This is a genomic window from Paenibacillus sp. UNC451MF (assembly GCF_000686845.1).
In the GTDB taxonomy this organism is placed as follows: domain Bacteria; phylum Bacillota; class Bacilli; order Paenibacillales; family NBRC-103111; genus Paenibacillus_S.
This window is the reverse complement of the sequence record NZ_KK366026.1, coordinates 184,723-199,270: the sequence shown is the minus strand read 5'-3', so window position 1 is coordinate 199,270 and position 14,548 is coordinate 184,723. Positions and strand designations below refer to the sequence as shown.

The following is a 14,548-nucleotide window of genomic DNA, read 5'->3' as shown; positions in this document are numbered from 1 at the left end:
TTTTGCGGAAGTGGCTCAGCGGTAGAGCATCGCCTTGCCAAGGCGAGGGTCGCGGGTTCGATTCCCGTCTTCCGCTCCAGAAAGCCGGTATGGCGGAATTGGCAGACGCGCGCGACTCAAAATCGTGAGGGAAACCGTGGGGGTTCAAGTCCCTCTACCGGCACCATAATCTTCGGGATGTAGCTCAGCTTGGTAGAGCACCTGGTTTGGGACCAGGGGGTCGCATGTTCAAATCGTGTCATCCCGACCATAATTTATTCATAGCATCGAGCGGGTGTAGTTCAATGGTAGAACTCCAGCCTTCCAAGCTGGTAGCGTGGGTTCGATTCCCATCACCCGCTCCATATTTTTGTTCCAGTAGCTCAGCTGGATAGAGCAACGGCCTTCTAAGCCGTTGGTCGGGGGTTCGAATCCCTCCTGGGACGCCATTTACGTAAATTAAAGCCATCCTAAAAGGATGGCTTTTTGTGAGTTTTATTTTCTGAGTTAGGCCTAATGGGCTTTTTGTTAATATCAGCAACTATAGAGAGTTCTCTTAATCGTTTGGAGTGCCAGCGGCTTTACGCAGCTCGTTGGCCAGCCAATGAAGGTAATCTTGCTGTTCATTATTCCCATTCGCTTTAAACCAAGCAGGAGAGATCCAGGTATTGATGATAGTTTCTGCAACTCCTTTTTCCAGCATTTTTTGTTCCTCCATGGTACATTCACGATATTCGGATGCAACATCCTGAATGAAATCGTCAAAAGAAATGCAAAGCAAAGAAAAAGCATTTTTCGGATCTACTTTACGTGTAGGATCAAGGATATAATGACCGGTGATATGTTTAACAGGATCTAGACCAAAGCGATAACAAGCATATGCCATGACCCATACATATCTAGTATAAGCCTCGGACAAATTGATGGAACCGCCGTAACAAAGCTCAATTCCGCCTGCAGCATCATTGGCATCAAATCCATAGATCATATTATCAATTGAGGTGTTATATTGCACATGCCAGGCTTTTTCTGGTGAGTCTGAGGTAAGGAAAGGGATGCACTCAATGATTTCCTTATCGTCTACAAAAAGATGGGCAGAAGCTTCTTGGTCTCTTTCGTAGGCAGAACGAGTGTAATAGGCAACATTGCCGGAAGCGGTAGAGGAAGGATTTCCTGTGTCGTGGGCTACCATGAAGTGAACTTTATGGATGGGTAGACATGATCTACGAACAGAGGGAGCTGTCACTGTTCCGGGTAAATAACGCGGAATAATCTCGTATTTCATCTTGAACGTCATTGGATATCGCTTCGTTTCTTTGTGTAGTTGTAAGCCCCGCTTGCAGTCAACCCAATGATACTGGTTTTGATAATAGCCTGCTGGACTTGTTCAGGAACAAGAATAAAGGCTGCTGCAACAAGTAAGGCTACGAAATGAGTGTATTTTTCATTTAGTCCAATCCCTTTTACGACGCCGACATAGGCAGCTACTAGGGCAGCTAATGTTAAAATGTCATTTTCCAAACAGATCACTCCATTTCGTGGAGTATCCGTGTTTTAATATCCCGGACCTCCGAAATAATAACATCATATTTTTCACTAAATTTCTCCAATATCGATTGCATTTGCATTTCGCGTTCTCGGTTCGCGCGCATAACGTAAATGAGCAACCAAACAAAAAGGACCGCAAAGGGTCCTTGTGTTAAAAAGTATTGAATTTCGTCGGTTATCACACTACCACCTCCTTAGGATATCAGTGCGATTGTGTCTTGGAACTCATCCTGTGAAATTCGACCTTGTGATAAAGCATTTTCGAGTTGAGAGAGTGAATAGCCTTTGAAAGCCGGATAATAGTTTGAGCCGTTTACAAGGCCTGTTGCGGCATACTCTTTAACATGATCTACATAGACTGGTATGATACTTGGAAAAGTCCTCGTACCGTCGATATATATCGTTTTTGCATAACCACTAACTAGTGCTGGATAGATCGTAGTCTCCATAATTAAATAACCCCCTGCGAAACTAAGATTTCCCATAATTCCACGTTCTTTTTTGCTAACTCAGCGTTTTCTGCTTCGAGTCTTTGAAAAATTGACGGTTCATCTGGCGACGGCTCTACTGCGGCTGGACTCCAAACTCCATTAATGTACTTGTCTCCTGTATTGATGGTATAACCTTCTTCCAAATGGATGCATTCCTCTGTTTCTGGAAGATCAGCTGTTATGCTGCTGATTGCATAACAAACTTTATTTTCGTTTATAAAAGCGTAATGACGCGTTACTTCAAATGGACTATGATTTTGTTCGCTACCTTTGCCATTTGGATTTATTCCGTTTTCTAGTTTTTCATTAGTCATGCTTTTCACCTCTTAAAAGTATTCGACAACTTCCCAAGCAACCTCAACTTCATAAGATGAATTTTTGTATATTTGTATAGTCGTATTATCTATGAATGAAATCTGAACATCGCCGCGAATGTGTCTATTATCTGCTTCACCACTCCAAGTTACATGTAATTCACTCTTGTCTCTATTAACGGCTTGTATCGCTATAGGCACCTTGCTTTGAGACCTGGATATGTTGTAATTATTGCGTTGAACCTTTTTAAACATGGAATCACCACCTAGTAGAACTCTATTACTTGCCATTGCAATTCAACTGGATTTGTAGAACGTTTGTAAAATGCGATCTCGGTAGAGCTGGAAATTCTCGCCCTAATATCGGAGTTAATTGCATAGGTGGAATATTCGCCAGTATAAGAAATGATGATATAAGCTTTATCAGGGTTTACTTGTCCTATAGTTTGAGTACGTTCATCACCAGTTGAATGGGTGTAAAGCCCGCGTTGCACTTTTTTGATGCCTCCAGTTGAATGCCAACCAGTTTCTGTAAGATATTCTAGGTATCCGTTGCTGAATCTGAATACAGGCTGTATCTCACCGTTGAATAGAAATTGATTGGTGTCTAAAGAAAATTTAGACGATTTTTGACCATCTAACCCAGTAAGCTTTAAACCATTTTTTGTTTGGATATAATCAAATCCATCATTAAACGGATAAAGTCTGATTTCCCCTGCTGGATTTTTGGCATATACTGGAACGCCGATACCTACAGAAGAAGCGTATAGGGTATCTGCATTTATTGAACCACTTGAAGTTCTTGCAACAATTGTATTTCCTTCTGAATTAACGCTTGTAGTCATCCCACATAACAATTCAGCATCGAGCCCGCTACCATTCCCATCGTTAGTAGAATCCCATTCAGTTCCCCAAGCTTGCCATGTGGTGTTATTTCCACGTCTCACATATTTTTTTCCTGTTTGGGTTCCGTAAGCTTCTTGAAAAGTCCATCCTGCGCTATCATCAGTCCATGGACGTATAGTTCTAACATGTAGCCAAGTTTCAATTGGTATGCCGATAACGCTACCTCTTTTGAATTCCTCTTGCACGCCCATTGGGTAATAATTTGGTGGGGAGTTTACCTCCCTAGTATCTGTACTTGCAAGAACATTTGCAAAGAGTCTGCCGTTACTATCCCTTTGAGGAATATTTCCAGATGCATTACCTATAACTAAGTTTTTTTCATGCCAGAATCTTTGACCGGTCCAAGTATATACAACCTCGGAATCATCGCCTAAAACGATTGTATTCCCCGTAGTTCGGTGCAATAGCGCATTCCCACGGTTACCATCGGTTTTCCTTACAAAAAATCCGGCTCCATTTTGTAATGTTAGGTGACTAGTCATATCTTCGCTACCGTCTTTCGGTAAGCTAGCATTCGCCCGAGCTAGAGCACTGTTCGCTGTGCTCTGAGCGGCTGAAGCAGCGTTTTTAGCGGTAGTAGCGGCGGCTGAAGCAGCATCCACTTCGGTTTTCTTAGCAGCATTGGCATCGATAATATCGTAATTTTCGTTAAATGCCTCTCTAGTTACATTCTCATTACCTAATGGCTTTTTTATCCCTAGGCGTGGTGTTACAACTGGCATATTCATTCCTCCGTTTCGTTACGGTCTATAGGTCTCTAATTCATTCCAGGTGGGCTTTCGTGCATCAAGGTCATCCCAAGTCCAATCTAAAGCATTAAGCTCTTGCCAGGACAAATACGTAAATTCAAAGTTGATGCCAATGTGTGCCGGTATAATCATACGAAGTGAAGCCTGAATATCATCCAGGTTGGCGGGGATTCCGCGGGTAGAGATGAACGTGATCGTAATATGATAAAGTGTGTTATTCTCTGTTACTTCAACTTCTCCGTTTACATAAGCCTCAGCGACATCTTTAATAAGTTTTGCTGTAACTGTCCCGATGCCGCGCAGCTTTGATTTTATGACGGATCGGCGCTGATCGTTTGGCTTCGTAGAGTCGGTTCTAATCCCGCAAATTCGTTCCCAATGCGTGAGTCCCCATGTTGCCGTATCGATATAAAATTGCGCCAGTACTTCATTCATTTCCGTGTTTATGTGAGCAATAAAGGATGCTTCGCGATCGAGTAAGTTATCAACAACCAGAGAGTCCCTGTAATAATTAGGCATATAATCAGCCATGCTCATTCGAACGAGTGGGTAATCTCTCATTTTAGATCACCGTCCCAGCCACTGGGACACTGCCATCCGGAATAGTAATATTAGTTGTTCCCCCATTGATAGTGAGCTCGCTATAATCAACGATAGAGTCAGCTGCCAATAAAATATTAGCAATTTGTGTGTAACGAACAATGGGATCGTGGAAGGCGAGCGTTTTAAAATAATCGGTTAACCCTTTTGTTATTTGGGAGCGTGCTTCCTCTAGTGTGGAACCTTCCTTTAAGGTGTAGCTCCCACTCACATGGATATTAATCTCCGTGGCGGCAACGACGGTTACTGTTGCACCAATAGGACGTACATAATCAATATAATTGGCTACTTCTGCAATTTTTGAGTCTTCCGGTGCACGCTTATTCATGTCGAGCAAAGAGACCTTCACTGTACCATTACCGTTCCAGATGGGGTAAACCTTGGCGTCAGAAATGCCGGCTATTTCAAGTGCCCATTGGCGATATTGATTGGCATTACCAGAGGTTGCAGGACGACGGACGCGTTCCATATATCGCGCAAGTAAGTCTGCATCCGATTCTGTATCGATGCCCCCGTTAAAAGGAGCATTGTTACTGACTTTCACTACGCCGCTAAGCGGGCCAAGGACAAGTTTAACCGCATCGATAGTTACATTACCGGTGGCTCCTCCTGATCTGGCCTCAGCCGGAATGGCTATGGAATCCCCACTTAGAGTTCCATCTGTTGTAGTGAGAAAATAAACAGGTGCATTTCCACCTGTCGATACTTCAGTTCCTTTTGGGAGGATGGTTCCGTCTGGTCCGTTGAAGGTCAAGCTGCCCGATGCTTTGACTGAAGATTTTCGCTCAATTCCAATTTCACTGCAGCGTAAATCCAAATAAGGACCGTATGCTGTATCGGCAAAGCCTAGTTTTAGGACATTGTCCAGTTCCATATAGGCCATAGCCATTTCAATAGAAGCGGGTGAGAGCAAATCGTAGGTTACACTTCCCTGACGTTTATCGATCGTAGCGGATGTCGCATCCAGCATTCGTTGTAATATGGCGGATTGGGTCTGTTCTTCATAGGCCATTAAAGGGTCACCTCCTCCTGAATAGTTCCAACTACAGTTGAAACGGAAAATGATATATATAGCGTATCGAATTCACGACGAATTTCGAAGCCGTAAACATCCCTGATACGGTCGTCGTAAATGAGAGCTTCTTTGATTAGTCTTGGTATTTCGGATTGCAAGAGCGCCAAAGGCAGGTCCTGACCGATGAGCTTTTCCACTTCGGATCCATATTGATCGTTATAGATTAAATACCGATATCTTGGAGTAGCCAAAGCTTTACGAATAAACTGCCGAAGCGCGGCAGTCCCATCGATAAGCTCACCAATGGTTCCATTATCGAACTCCAGCGAATAGGTTCTGGAAGGTTTTGCTTTCTTAGAAACTGTGATGGTTCGCTCCTGTGGATTTATAAGAGGACTAAGTGCCACGGTAAATCACCGCCTTATCTAAAATGACATAGGACTGGCCACTGTTAGCGGAAGCTACGATCACGCGATCACCTGTGTTCAAAGGGGATTTAACGGTGAGGATCGCATTCTCAATATCATCAGAGGAAGAGAGTCCTTTATCAAGTTCACTTATGCTATCGGGATCACTTTTTAGATCACTTTTTATCGTCACGATTCGTTCGTGGTCAGTTAAGTGTTCGGCCACTATCACATCTGATGCATCCAGCTCGATCTTCATATTGTCGACTTGAATGCGAAGAACTGGAGATACGGAAATAATAGTAGCCAAGTCTAGTCGGTCGAATTCGTTGAAGCCGATTTTCTTTATTAATTGCGCAAATTTGCTTGCATTCGAGCCTTCTATCATTTTGCATCGCTCCTTTTTAACTTTGGAGATACGCTTTTTATTAAGATTAACCGTGTTCCTGATCTGGCTCGTTAGGTTGTTCATAATCTATTTGTGGTAACCCCTCATCTCCAGATAGGGTGAGGCTCATGCGATGAGAGCCTTTTTCAAATACATGAGAATCGGTAATAACATAAAAAGCGCCAACGATACGAGTCATAGGATCTCGAACGTAAATGGCGCTTCCGGCAGTTACTTCTACATTGCCAATTGATTCTACACGGGCTTCGTCTTTTATTTTTCCGAGATCTTGTGCGAGGCGCTCTGCCATTTGGACGATCTGGGACATGTTCATATCGGAGTTGGCGTGCTCCAGATGCTGCATCACACCGTACTTGTGTCCCAATGAAGGAGAAGTTACTAATGCGCCGATGGGGTTCTTGTCCTCGTCGCCACCTATGACTCTAATTTGAGTGTGCATGTCTTCGATAGATTGGGAATAAGAAGCTCCAAACAGATTCGTTGAACTATCGATAATCCAATCGGTTCTTTTTTCACCACGTTTGATTAGATGTAAGAAGCCTTGTTTAGCGGACAACAAAAAGCGCTCACCCGTTTGTTTTTGCGTTTCGGTCAGCGCAGTTATCATCATATCACGTAGAGTTTTATCTCTTAGAATCAGCTTGGGAATGACATATTTAGTATCAGCAATATCTCCAATAGGAATTTCGAAACTAGAGCACAGCTCACGAATGATAGCAGAAGCGGTCATATTGATGAATTTTTTGGTGTCTGTGTTTTTGGTCAAATATATATTCTCATCGTAGGCTGTGATCGACATTTTTCCTTGGGCGTCGATTTGGTGCTGAAAAATGATACCATGAAACAATTCCATCCCATCGGCTATGAGCTTTAGTTCACTTCCAAGCTCGATTGGAACTGCTTGTTCCGTACCATTAGTAGTATTGGATAGCGATACCTCCAGTTTTCGATGAGTTTGAGAAATGTCTCCTGACCAGGTGATAGAATTGACGATAGGATCAAGGTAGGAATCATCATTGTACAAAATTTGAATGGTCATTCGCTTATCACCAGCACTTGGCCAGGATATATGAGGTTAGGATTCGGACCTATGAGTTCCTGATTGATTTCATAAATATGACGCCATTGATCAACAGAGCCTAAGGTTCTTTGGGCAATATGCCATAAGGTATCTCCTGACCGTACCTCATATGTTTCCGGTGCTATCCTAGGTTCCGGGCGTTCAGTTTCTTCCTTAAACGATGTATCGCCATCTTTTAAAAGTCTTTTGAATTCGATAAAACGGTATTCCTTTAGGGTTAGTTCGTAATAGAGGTCTCCGACATGACCGGCACGCTCCTCGTAATTAAAAGAACGGATGGTTACAGGTACATTAACGACGTTGGATTCTAAGGTGCTTTTAGGGAGAGCTGCCATGTCCTTAGGATCCGGTGATAAGCTTGTTACCATTAAGCGGATCGGCTGTCGGCTGGACATCCATTTCTCGATGAGTTGGACAATTTCCCAAGGGGATTTGTTCCTACTGCTGTCATCGTACTCGCAATAGGACAGGTTGTATATTTTCGGAAAAAAGGAGGAGAAGGTGTACTCCCGCAGCTTTTCATTACCGATCAACGTGATTTCACCAAGCTGCGTTACTTCTATATCCTCGTAGCCGCGTGTTGTAGATACTTTAATGGCCTCGGGATTAACGGGAAGTTGGAAACGTTCAGCGTCGTTATTGAACGATAACCAGATGGACAAGTTGCTCATGGTGCTACCGCCTCCAATTTCCGCGTAAAGATGCCCATCATTTCGTCAATTTCTTTCTCGCCCATACGCTCACCATGATAATTGAAGTTGAAAGTAATCGGTAAAGAGCCGGTTTGATTGTTGCGCCATGGCTTGTCTGAGTGATGGCTATCACCAAGTAGTTGTTCAAGATTACCATTAAATTGACTATCTGATATGCTAGGGAAATCAAAAATTTCGCCGGGTAAGCCATCGTTTGGCAAACCGGAGTAAGATAGTATGTCTGATATTGTAGCGTTGGGATTAAGCGCTGCACTAGGAATTTGTTTATTTGAACGATCATTTAGGTTTTTTATGAAATCCTCTGGCTTTATCGAATTCTCACGTTCAATCGATCTTTTGGCAAAATAGCTCGTAAGTCCCCCTCCGACACCGCCTACAACACCTCCAATAAGCGCACCGTAGCCTTTACCGACTTTTGCTCCTACATAGGCTCCTGTAGCAGCCCCAATAAGAACAGACATTCCAGGGTGATTGGCAATGGTTTGTTTTAAACCTAGAATGAGTCCGCTAGCTATACTTACGCCTAATTTATAGGCAATTACAAAGAGGGGAGCGATTGCTACTGTTAATCCATTGGAAATAGATTCAGTAATGGTTTTTGTAATGGATTCTATTTGTTCACTCCCTCCAGATGATAACCATTTATTAAAATTGCTTAAAAGATCTGAAATAACAAAGCTGATTTGCAATGGAGGAGTAAGCTTTTGAAAAAAAGAATTATTCAAATACTTCTGCTGTATATAAGTAAAAACCCCTTCAAACTTCGAAGACAGGCTATTGGTAATGGAAAAAGCCCAGTTTTGAATCGTCTGGCCCCATCTGGCTATAGTCGCACCATTATTGTTGATCCACGTGACAAGCTGTTGAAGACGGGGCTGGAGGGCCTTAGAAATACCGTCACCCCATCTTTCCAAGAGCTCGTAGTTGAACGTATTTTTAATAACAGAGAAAAGCCCTGCCAGCGTAGCCCCTTGTTTATCCATAGCCTCAGGGGACATTTGATTCATTTTGTCTACCAAATCATTTACGGCTTGCGTCGCTGGCAAGGTTCCTGCTTTGGTCATGGCTTTGATTTGCTCGGTCGTTTTGTTCATCTTGGTTGCAAGTATGTCCCAAGCCGGGATACCTGAGGAAACCAAATTCAGCATCTCCTTCTCGGTCACGCTGCCATCCAGCCTCATTCTGCTCAAAGCACCCGTAATGTCCTCAAAGCCCTTACTGCCTGTACCATTTCCCGTTGCCGCGTTGCCGACAGCTTTCATTGTCTTCTTTACATCTTCAGGCTCCATTTGAGAGGAAAGAAGCTGTTTAGATGCATTTCGTATCTGAGCAAGCTCGAATGGGGTACCGTTCGTGAAGTTCACCAATTCTCGGTTAAAGCTCTTGGCTTTTTCTTCGCTATTAAGCAGTGCTGCAAAGGCTATATTTTCCTGTTCGGTATCTGACGAGAGCTGAAGACCCGGCATACTTTCTGAAACCGCGAATTTGCCTAAAGCTATGCCCTTTTGCCCAATCCACTTTGCTGCTGAAAAGGTTCCTTTGGCTATTTTTTTCGCTGTATCTTTGACCTTTGTGCCTAAGCCAGAATAAGGTGCCCCGCCATTTTTACCCGAACCGCTGCTGCCTGAGCCTGAGTTCGAAACATTTTTCACAGCAGCCGACGCTTGTTGAGCGGCTTGGGTTAAGCTGTTCATTTGATCGGTAAGGTGCTTGACTTTGGAGGTCGCGTTGGACAAGGAACTGCGATTGATTTCCGAAAATGATTTCGTTGCTTTATCCATTAGTTTTTTGAAGGAAGTTGCAGCAGCTTCATTGAAGCGGGTCATTCTTTCGATGGCAGTTGAAACTTTTTTCGTAGTTCGTTCGAGATTGATGAGCTCGTTTGAGATTTTTTGCAGTTTACCTGTAAACTGATCGTTAAGCGTAATCGTGACCTTTACATTGTCCACTACCTGTCACCTCCTTTTTTCACTTCACGTTCCTCATCTTCGAGCTGCACGAGCATGGAGACGAGCATGACCATACGTGCTTCATAGGGCTTGGCGTAAAATTCGTCAGGTGGGATGTGGTGGCGTTGAAATATTGCATGTGCCAGAAACGGTACACCACCTGACCGAATTAGTTTTTTAGCTCTTCGATGGTCTCGTCCGTATCGCCGAAGCCGGATAACGTTAGGCCAGCATCAACGATACGCTCGATTTCACCAGGAAGAAGCGCTTTGCGTACGCAGTCCACTTTATCAGTGGCGCCGTACTTACTCATGAGATCGGGATTTCCGAAATCGAGGTTTACAATCATTTTGGTAATAAGAATAGCTTTGAACTTCTCGTTATCGCATTCACGTTCTTTCTTTTTCCCTGATCCTACGCTAAAAGTGGCTTGTTCACGAGCCTGATCCAAAGACGCGGAATCGATCGATTTGATACGCAACGAGGCATTGAGGCGCTGAAGGAATATATCTTTTTCAATATGTAAATCCGCGGTTAAAAAAGCTTGCAATGCGTCCATGAGTTTAACCTCCAAAATGTGTAGTTATTAAAAAAGAGGAACCCGACGTCTGGCGCCAGATCCCTGCAGGTATAGGAAAGGGGGAGTGAAGAAAAAAAGGCACTAATCTCAATAAGTAAGCGCTACAAGGAGCTACCTTTGCTTCGGAATGGCATTTTGCCATTCAAAATCATCGAAGACGAACGGCCATTCTGTCTCGACAATTGCGCCATGCTCAAACTTCATGATGTCAATTTTAGTGAATTGGACTCCCTTCAGTACGACACGTTCGTAGCCATATGCTTCGGGATCAGCGAGCTTCATGGTTAACTGGGTAACCATAGCCCCGACACCGTCATTCATGACCCTGGAGACGTTACGAGCCAGCTCGGATGTCACTTTATAACCTTTAATAGTACCGGACAGTTCAATAGTACCGGCTTTATTACCGACTTTGCGGGTGCCTGCGCGTTTAATTTTCTCGTATGCAATTTCCGCAGTTGCTTCCCCGGAATAAAAGTTGGACAGCCATTCACCGTCACACCAAATTTCACCGAAGCTGCCTTGAATTGTTCTGGTTGCGTCTAACAAACCCATTGATATACACCTTCCTTTAGTAGATTAATGATTGATGTGTTAAATAGTTACCGTTAAGAAAATACGCTCCATTGAATCTACCTCTCGGTAACTGATGGAGAGGTACACAGAATCACCCTTGCTGGCATGTTGGGGGTCTAAGATGACATCTACTTCAGCAATAGCGTTGGACGCGGCTAGAGTTTCAAGATAGGCTTTGACAGCGCTGATCAAGGCAGCTTGTCCATCCTCGTTGTTGTCAATTTTGCCGATATAGGAATCGTTAGCTGTCTTGGTGATGTCGGTGCTTACGGCTTGACGGGTGCGAATGGCACGAATTTTATGCTTGCTCGTCGTCAGGCCTTGTTCGATCTTCACTTTCTCTCCATCGTGAGTGAGGACGAGAGAGCCTGCTTGAAGAGCATCCTTAATTTGCGAGTTGGTCATACGTTTGGTTACATCGTTTACGCTAACAGGTGCATACGTAATGGAACGATTAATCGTCGAGCCAGCAATAAGGCCGGCAATGAACGGCGCAAACTGCGAGGAGGTATAATTAGTGCCATTAATGGATACGCCGTTGATCAGGTTGACGATGTACATGTCGCTGTTCAGTGTGGAGCGGGAATTACCCTGCACAGAATCTGCATCCGTCGCTGCATTTCCTCCGATAACAGCCATGAAATGCTTGCCTTCGTCCCGGTTTGCAGCGACCCAAGCTTTTAGTGCAGCTTGTTCCTCCGAACTATACTCCCCGTCAAACACAAATACATTGAACGGACGTGTATCGAAAGCAGTGCGCATCTCAGCATAATCCGCAGCTGTAGCCGAATCAGGAAGAGTATATACGAGTATATACTTGGCCCCGCCTTGAAGTGCGAATCGAATGGACTGAATATGGTCGGTGCCGAACAGCTTTAAGGCTTCTGTTTCATTGCTCACTGTGTAAAAGGTTTTAGCTACCGCTGTACCCTCTTTAAAAGAAGTTAGCGGAATCGCAACGATTCCACGCGCTCCTCCAGAAATTTGAGCTGTCGCCGCTTCCTTGAAATTGATGTAAAGACCCGGACGAACCGGTAAAGATGTAATATCCCAACTGCCTCCAGCCATTGTAAAACCTCCTAATAGTAAGTTGATGTATAGGAAATGCGCAGCTTAAAGTGTAATTTGCTGTGCATATACATGTTGGATCTTTTCGTATGATTCCTGGGTTCGGGCTTGGCGCCCCTCGGTTCGTAATATACCGGTATAAGTGTATAGGTTAGGGTCAATCGAAGATGTTGGATTGAAAGCGAATGATCGGACCCTTATAAACCGCGCAGCTCCCAGTACAGGAATAAGCTGAGTTTGATACAATGCGGTGCTGAGCCTGTCCAACGTCTCGAGCGTTTCCTCTGCGCTGCCTGACCATAATTGCAGGGAATATTCCCGTTCGGTTCGAACGAGCAGATTCGTCTCTGACTGACGAGCATCGCTATTCAAGCGAAGCAGCAGTGTGTGTGGAGAGGGGGCTGCCGGATTCTCATGCTTAGTCACAGTGACGTCAGGAAGCACCGTCTTCAGAAAGGCTTCGATGGAGTTGAACTCGGTCAGGATCGACATATCATCCCTCCTTTTATACAGCCAATTCCATAGCGGAGCTCCAGTGAATACACCCATGGATCTCCTCGACAAAGCTCGGACTGCAAATGACGCTTAACGTTTCTCTCTATTGAAAGAATAAGCGGCACCTCCTTGTTTTATTGTGGGTAGTTAAATGAAGATCAGCAGAGTCGGACAAAAAGGAACTCTTTGTTGCCGCCTATCTGCAGAAGAGGGGACCGACACTCGCCATGCTTTCAGCGGCGGTCAACCCTAGCGGCTTATCATCAACCGCTTCATAACGTATAGGTTTGAGATGAACCAAAAGTAAAAGGGGAAAAGTAATTATTTTTTGGTGAGGGTTTCAACGGAGAAAGGAGCTTCATTCAAAGTTCCGCCGAGGTCACGTAAATGATAGGTGACTACCGGTCCGGCTTCTGTAGCTTTCGCATATTGGGAAGCACGCTGAGCATTGCGGATTCGAGCCTGTTCGTCCATGAAAAGCATTTCTACTTTGGAGCGGCGACGGCGATGAGGGGCACTGTAACGCTTGCCGTCAGAGCCTATTTCTTCGGCAATTTTGAGTGACGATTCCCTCTGGCGGCGCAGATCATACTGCCAAGCGCTCATGATCGGATGATCATTGTGGGACATTTTGTACGGATCCGGGTCCTGCAGCTCTTCTTGTAAGATATAGTCGGTTAAACGCTCTAGCTGCGCAGAATCCGGCGACTTCCCTGCCTGCTCCCAATATCTCTCAATCAGTGCTTGGACCGTCTCCATTCGGGAAGAACGGTCTATGATGCGTAATTGAAGAAGTTTAGTTACTTCGAGGTGGAAATCCAATGGCTCATTGTGCAATGGCTTCACCCTCCTTCAACAGGTCACCGTTTGTTTCGCTGTAATTCCATTGTTTAAAAACCGCGGCAATTTTCTCAGTAGCGGTAGTCACCGCGTGACGAACAGCTTGCTTCGTAATGCCCATCAGGGTTCCTGCGGCATCCAGCGTAACATCATGTCCATACACCCAAGCTATCGATTCGGATTGACGGGGAGTAAGCGATGCTGATTTCATGGCTGTTTGCAAATCAGTCAATATGTCGACTCCGGCATAATCACCGGCATAATAGGTACGGGATCGGATAAGATGACCATCACGAAGCAGCATAGCAATGCTTTTGGCATCAATGAGAGCATATTTCTCTGAATAGTTTCGTTCACCTTTGAGTAGATCTATTTTCACTTTACCCAATTAAAAACACCTCCAAGTAGTAGTTAAAACGATAAAAATCTTTTTATTAACGTGAAGCGCTATAATTGCTACTTGTTCCGGCTAGAGGATGTTATGGTATAATAAAGCGGTCGAATCGCTATAGCACGGACGTAGGGCCTGTTCTTGATCTTGCTTGTAAAGAGCGAGTCTTGCAGTTGGACAGCTTGGTCTAAGCTTGGGCGATGAGACGACGCAGAATGGGTGCAACCATCTGTGTCACCAAATAGAATCGGGTACAATTCCCGATGGAGGATGGACAGTTAGCGCTGTCGATCCTTTTTTGTTTGTGCACCCTTAATCATGAATCTTTAAGGTCGCGGCAGGACATGAAAACAACCAACTCCTTTCTAGTTTCTGCTGTAGGTTCATGATATAAGTCCCGAAAGGTAGTACAAACACATACAATAAAACAAGAACAA

20 protein-coding genes and 5 tRNA genes are annotated in these 14,548 nt (G+C 44.4%); 5 read left to right on the top strand and 20 right to left on the bottom strand.

Going from position 1 to position 14,548, the window contains the following annotated elements; translation table 11 throughout:
* The first annotated feature begins 4 nt into the window (after positions 1-4).
* The 5 genes from BP97_RS0134670 (at position 5) to BP97_RS0134650 (ending at position 428) form a co-directional block, all read left to right on the top strand.
* Positions 5-79, top strand: a tRNA-Gly gene (locus tag BP97_RS0134670).
* 4 nt (positions 80-83) lie between these two features.
* Positions 84-166: transfer RNA gene (locus BP97_RS0134665), tRNA-Leu, on the top strand.
* Positions 167-173: 7 nt separating this feature from the next.
* Positions 174-250 (top strand) — tRNA-Pro (locus tag BP97_RS0134660).
* 20 nt (positions 251-270) lie between these two features.
* Positions 271-344, top strand: a tRNA-Gly gene (locus BP97_RS0134655).
* Between the two features lie 7 nt (positions 345-351).
* Positions 352-428 (top strand) — tRNA-Arg (locus BP97_RS0134650).
* Between the two features lie 107 nt (positions 429-535).
* Here the strand turns inward: BP97_RS0134650 and BP97_RS0134645 are convergent.
* From BP97_RS0134645 to BP97_RS0134550, 20 genes are all read right to left on the bottom strand, one after another.
* Entirely contained in the window at positions 536-1,276 is a 741-nt protein-coding gene (locus BP97_RS0134645; protein WP_028553164.1) for a peptidoglycan recognition protein family protein, read from the bottom strand.
* On the bottom strand, positions 1,273-1,500 hold the full coding sequence (locus tag BP97_RS0134640) for a hypothetical protein (protein ID WP_051621249.1): 228 nt from the start codon (positions 1,498-1,500) through the stop codon (positions 1,273-1,275). Before BP97_RS0134640 ends, BP97_RS0134645 begins: the two co-directional genes overlap by 4 nt.
* Before the next feature lie 5 nt (positions 1,501-1,505).
* Complete coding sequence (locus BP97_RS0134635) at positions 1,506-1,706, bottom strand: BhlA/UviB family holin-like peptide (RefSeq protein WP_028553162.1); 201 nt, start codon at positions 1,704-1,706, stop codon at positions 1,506-1,508.
* 15 nt (positions 1,707-1,721) lie between these two features.
* Positions 1,722-1,976, bottom strand: a complete 255-nt coding sequence (locus tag BP97_RS0134630; RefSeq protein ID WP_028553161.1) for a hypothetical protein — start codon at positions 1,974-1,976, stop codon at positions 1,722-1,724.
* A gap of 2 nt (positions 1,977-1,978) precedes the next feature.
* A complete protein-coding gene (locus BP97_RS0134625; RefSeq protein WP_028553160.1) occupies positions 1,979-2,332 on the bottom strand; it encodes a hypothetical protein in 354 nt (117 codons plus the stop codon).
* Between the two features lie 12 nt (positions 2,333-2,344).
* Positions 2,345-2,587, bottom strand: a complete 243-nt coding sequence (locus BP97_RS0134620) for a hypothetical protein (RefSeq protein WP_028553159.1) — start codon at positions 2,585-2,587, stop codon at positions 2,345-2,347.
* A gap of 11 nt (positions 2,588-2,598) precedes the next feature.
* Entirely contained in the window at positions 2,599-3,960 is a 1,362-nt protein-coding gene (locus BP97_RS0134615; protein ID WP_028553158.1) for a pyocin knob domain-containing protein, read from the bottom strand.
* Positions 3,961-3,978: 18 nt separating this feature from the next.
* Positions 3,979-4,548, bottom strand: a complete 570-nt coding sequence (locus BP97_RS0134610) for a putative phage tail protein (protein ID WP_028553157.1) — start codon at positions 4,546-4,548, stop codon at positions 3,979-3,981.
* Between the two features lies 1 nt (position 4,549).
* Positions 4,550-5,599, bottom strand: coding sequence for a baseplate J/gp47 family protein (locus tag BP97_RS0134605; protein ID WP_028553156.1), 1,050 nt, complete (start codon positions 5,597-5,599; stop codon positions 4,550-4,552).
* A complete protein-coding gene (locus tag BP97_RS0134600; protein WP_028553155.1) occupies positions 5,599-6,009 on the bottom strand; it encodes a DUF2634 domain-containing protein in 411 nt (136 codons plus the stop codon). The genes BP97_RS0134605 and BP97_RS0134600 overlap by 1 nt, the downstream gene beginning before the upstream one ends.
* Complete coding sequence (locus BP97_RS0134595; protein ID WP_028553154.1) at positions 5,999-6,397, bottom strand: DUF2577 family protein; 399 nt, start codon at positions 6,395-6,397, stop codon at positions 5,999-6,001. The genes BP97_RS0134600 and BP97_RS0134595 overlap by 11 nt, the downstream gene beginning before the upstream one ends.
* A gap of 46 nt (positions 6,398-6,443) precedes the next feature.
* Positions 6,444-7,457, bottom strand: coding sequence for an XkdQ/YqbQ family protein (locus tag BP97_RS0134590; RefSeq protein ID WP_028553153.1), 1,014 nt, complete (start codon positions 7,455-7,457; stop codon positions 6,444-6,446).
* Positions 7,454-8,170: a LysM peptidoglycan-binding domain-containing protein gene (locus tag BP97_RS0134585; protein ID WP_028553152.1), complete on the bottom strand. Its 717-nt coding sequence runs from the start codon at positions 8,168-8,170 to the stop codon at positions 7,454-7,456. The genes BP97_RS0134590 and BP97_RS0134585 overlap by 4 nt, the downstream gene beginning before the upstream one ends.
* Positions 8,167-10,161, bottom strand: coding sequence for a tape measure protein (locus BP97_RS39345; RefSeq protein ID WP_051621247.1), 1,995 nt, complete (start codon positions 10,159-10,161; stop codon positions 8,167-8,169). Before BP97_RS39345 ends, BP97_RS0134585 begins: the two co-directional genes overlap by 4 nt.
* A gap of 169 nt (positions 10,162-10,330) precedes the next feature.
* Entirely contained in the window at positions 10,331-10,720 is a 390-nt protein-coding gene (locus tag BP97_RS0134575) for a phage tail assembly chaperone (protein ID WP_028553151.1), read from the bottom strand.
* 132 nt (positions 10,721-10,852) lie between these two features.
* Complete coding sequence (locus BP97_RS0134570; RefSeq protein ID WP_036747112.1) at positions 10,853-11,296, bottom strand: phage tail tube protein; 444 nt, start codon at positions 11,294-11,296, stop codon at positions 10,853-10,855.
* Between the two features lie 39 nt (positions 11,297-11,335).
* Complete coding sequence (locus tag BP97_RS0134565; RefSeq protein ID WP_028553149.1) at positions 11,336-12,385, bottom strand: phage tail sheath subtilisin-like domain-containing protein; 1,050 nt, start codon at positions 12,383-12,385, stop codon at positions 11,336-11,338.
* A gap of 45 nt (positions 12,386-12,430) precedes the next feature.
* Complete coding sequence (locus BP97_RS0134560; RefSeq protein ID WP_028553148.1) at positions 12,431-12,877, bottom strand: hypothetical protein; 447 nt, start codon at positions 12,875-12,877, stop codon at positions 12,431-12,433.
* A 324-nt stretch (positions 12,878-13,201) separates the two neighbouring features.
* Complete coding sequence (locus tag BP97_RS38525; protein WP_051621245.1) at positions 13,202-13,717, bottom strand: hypothetical protein; 516 nt, start codon at positions 13,715-13,717, stop codon at positions 13,202-13,204.
* Positions 13,707-14,099: a sigma factor-like helix-turn-helix DNA-binding protein gene (locus BP97_RS0134550; RefSeq protein WP_231506563.1), complete on the bottom strand. Its 393-nt coding sequence runs from the start codon at positions 14,097-14,099 to the stop codon at positions 13,707-13,709. The genes BP97_RS38525 and BP97_RS0134550 overlap by 11 nt, the downstream gene beginning before the upstream one ends.
* Positions 14,100-14,548: the final 449 nt, after the last annotated feature.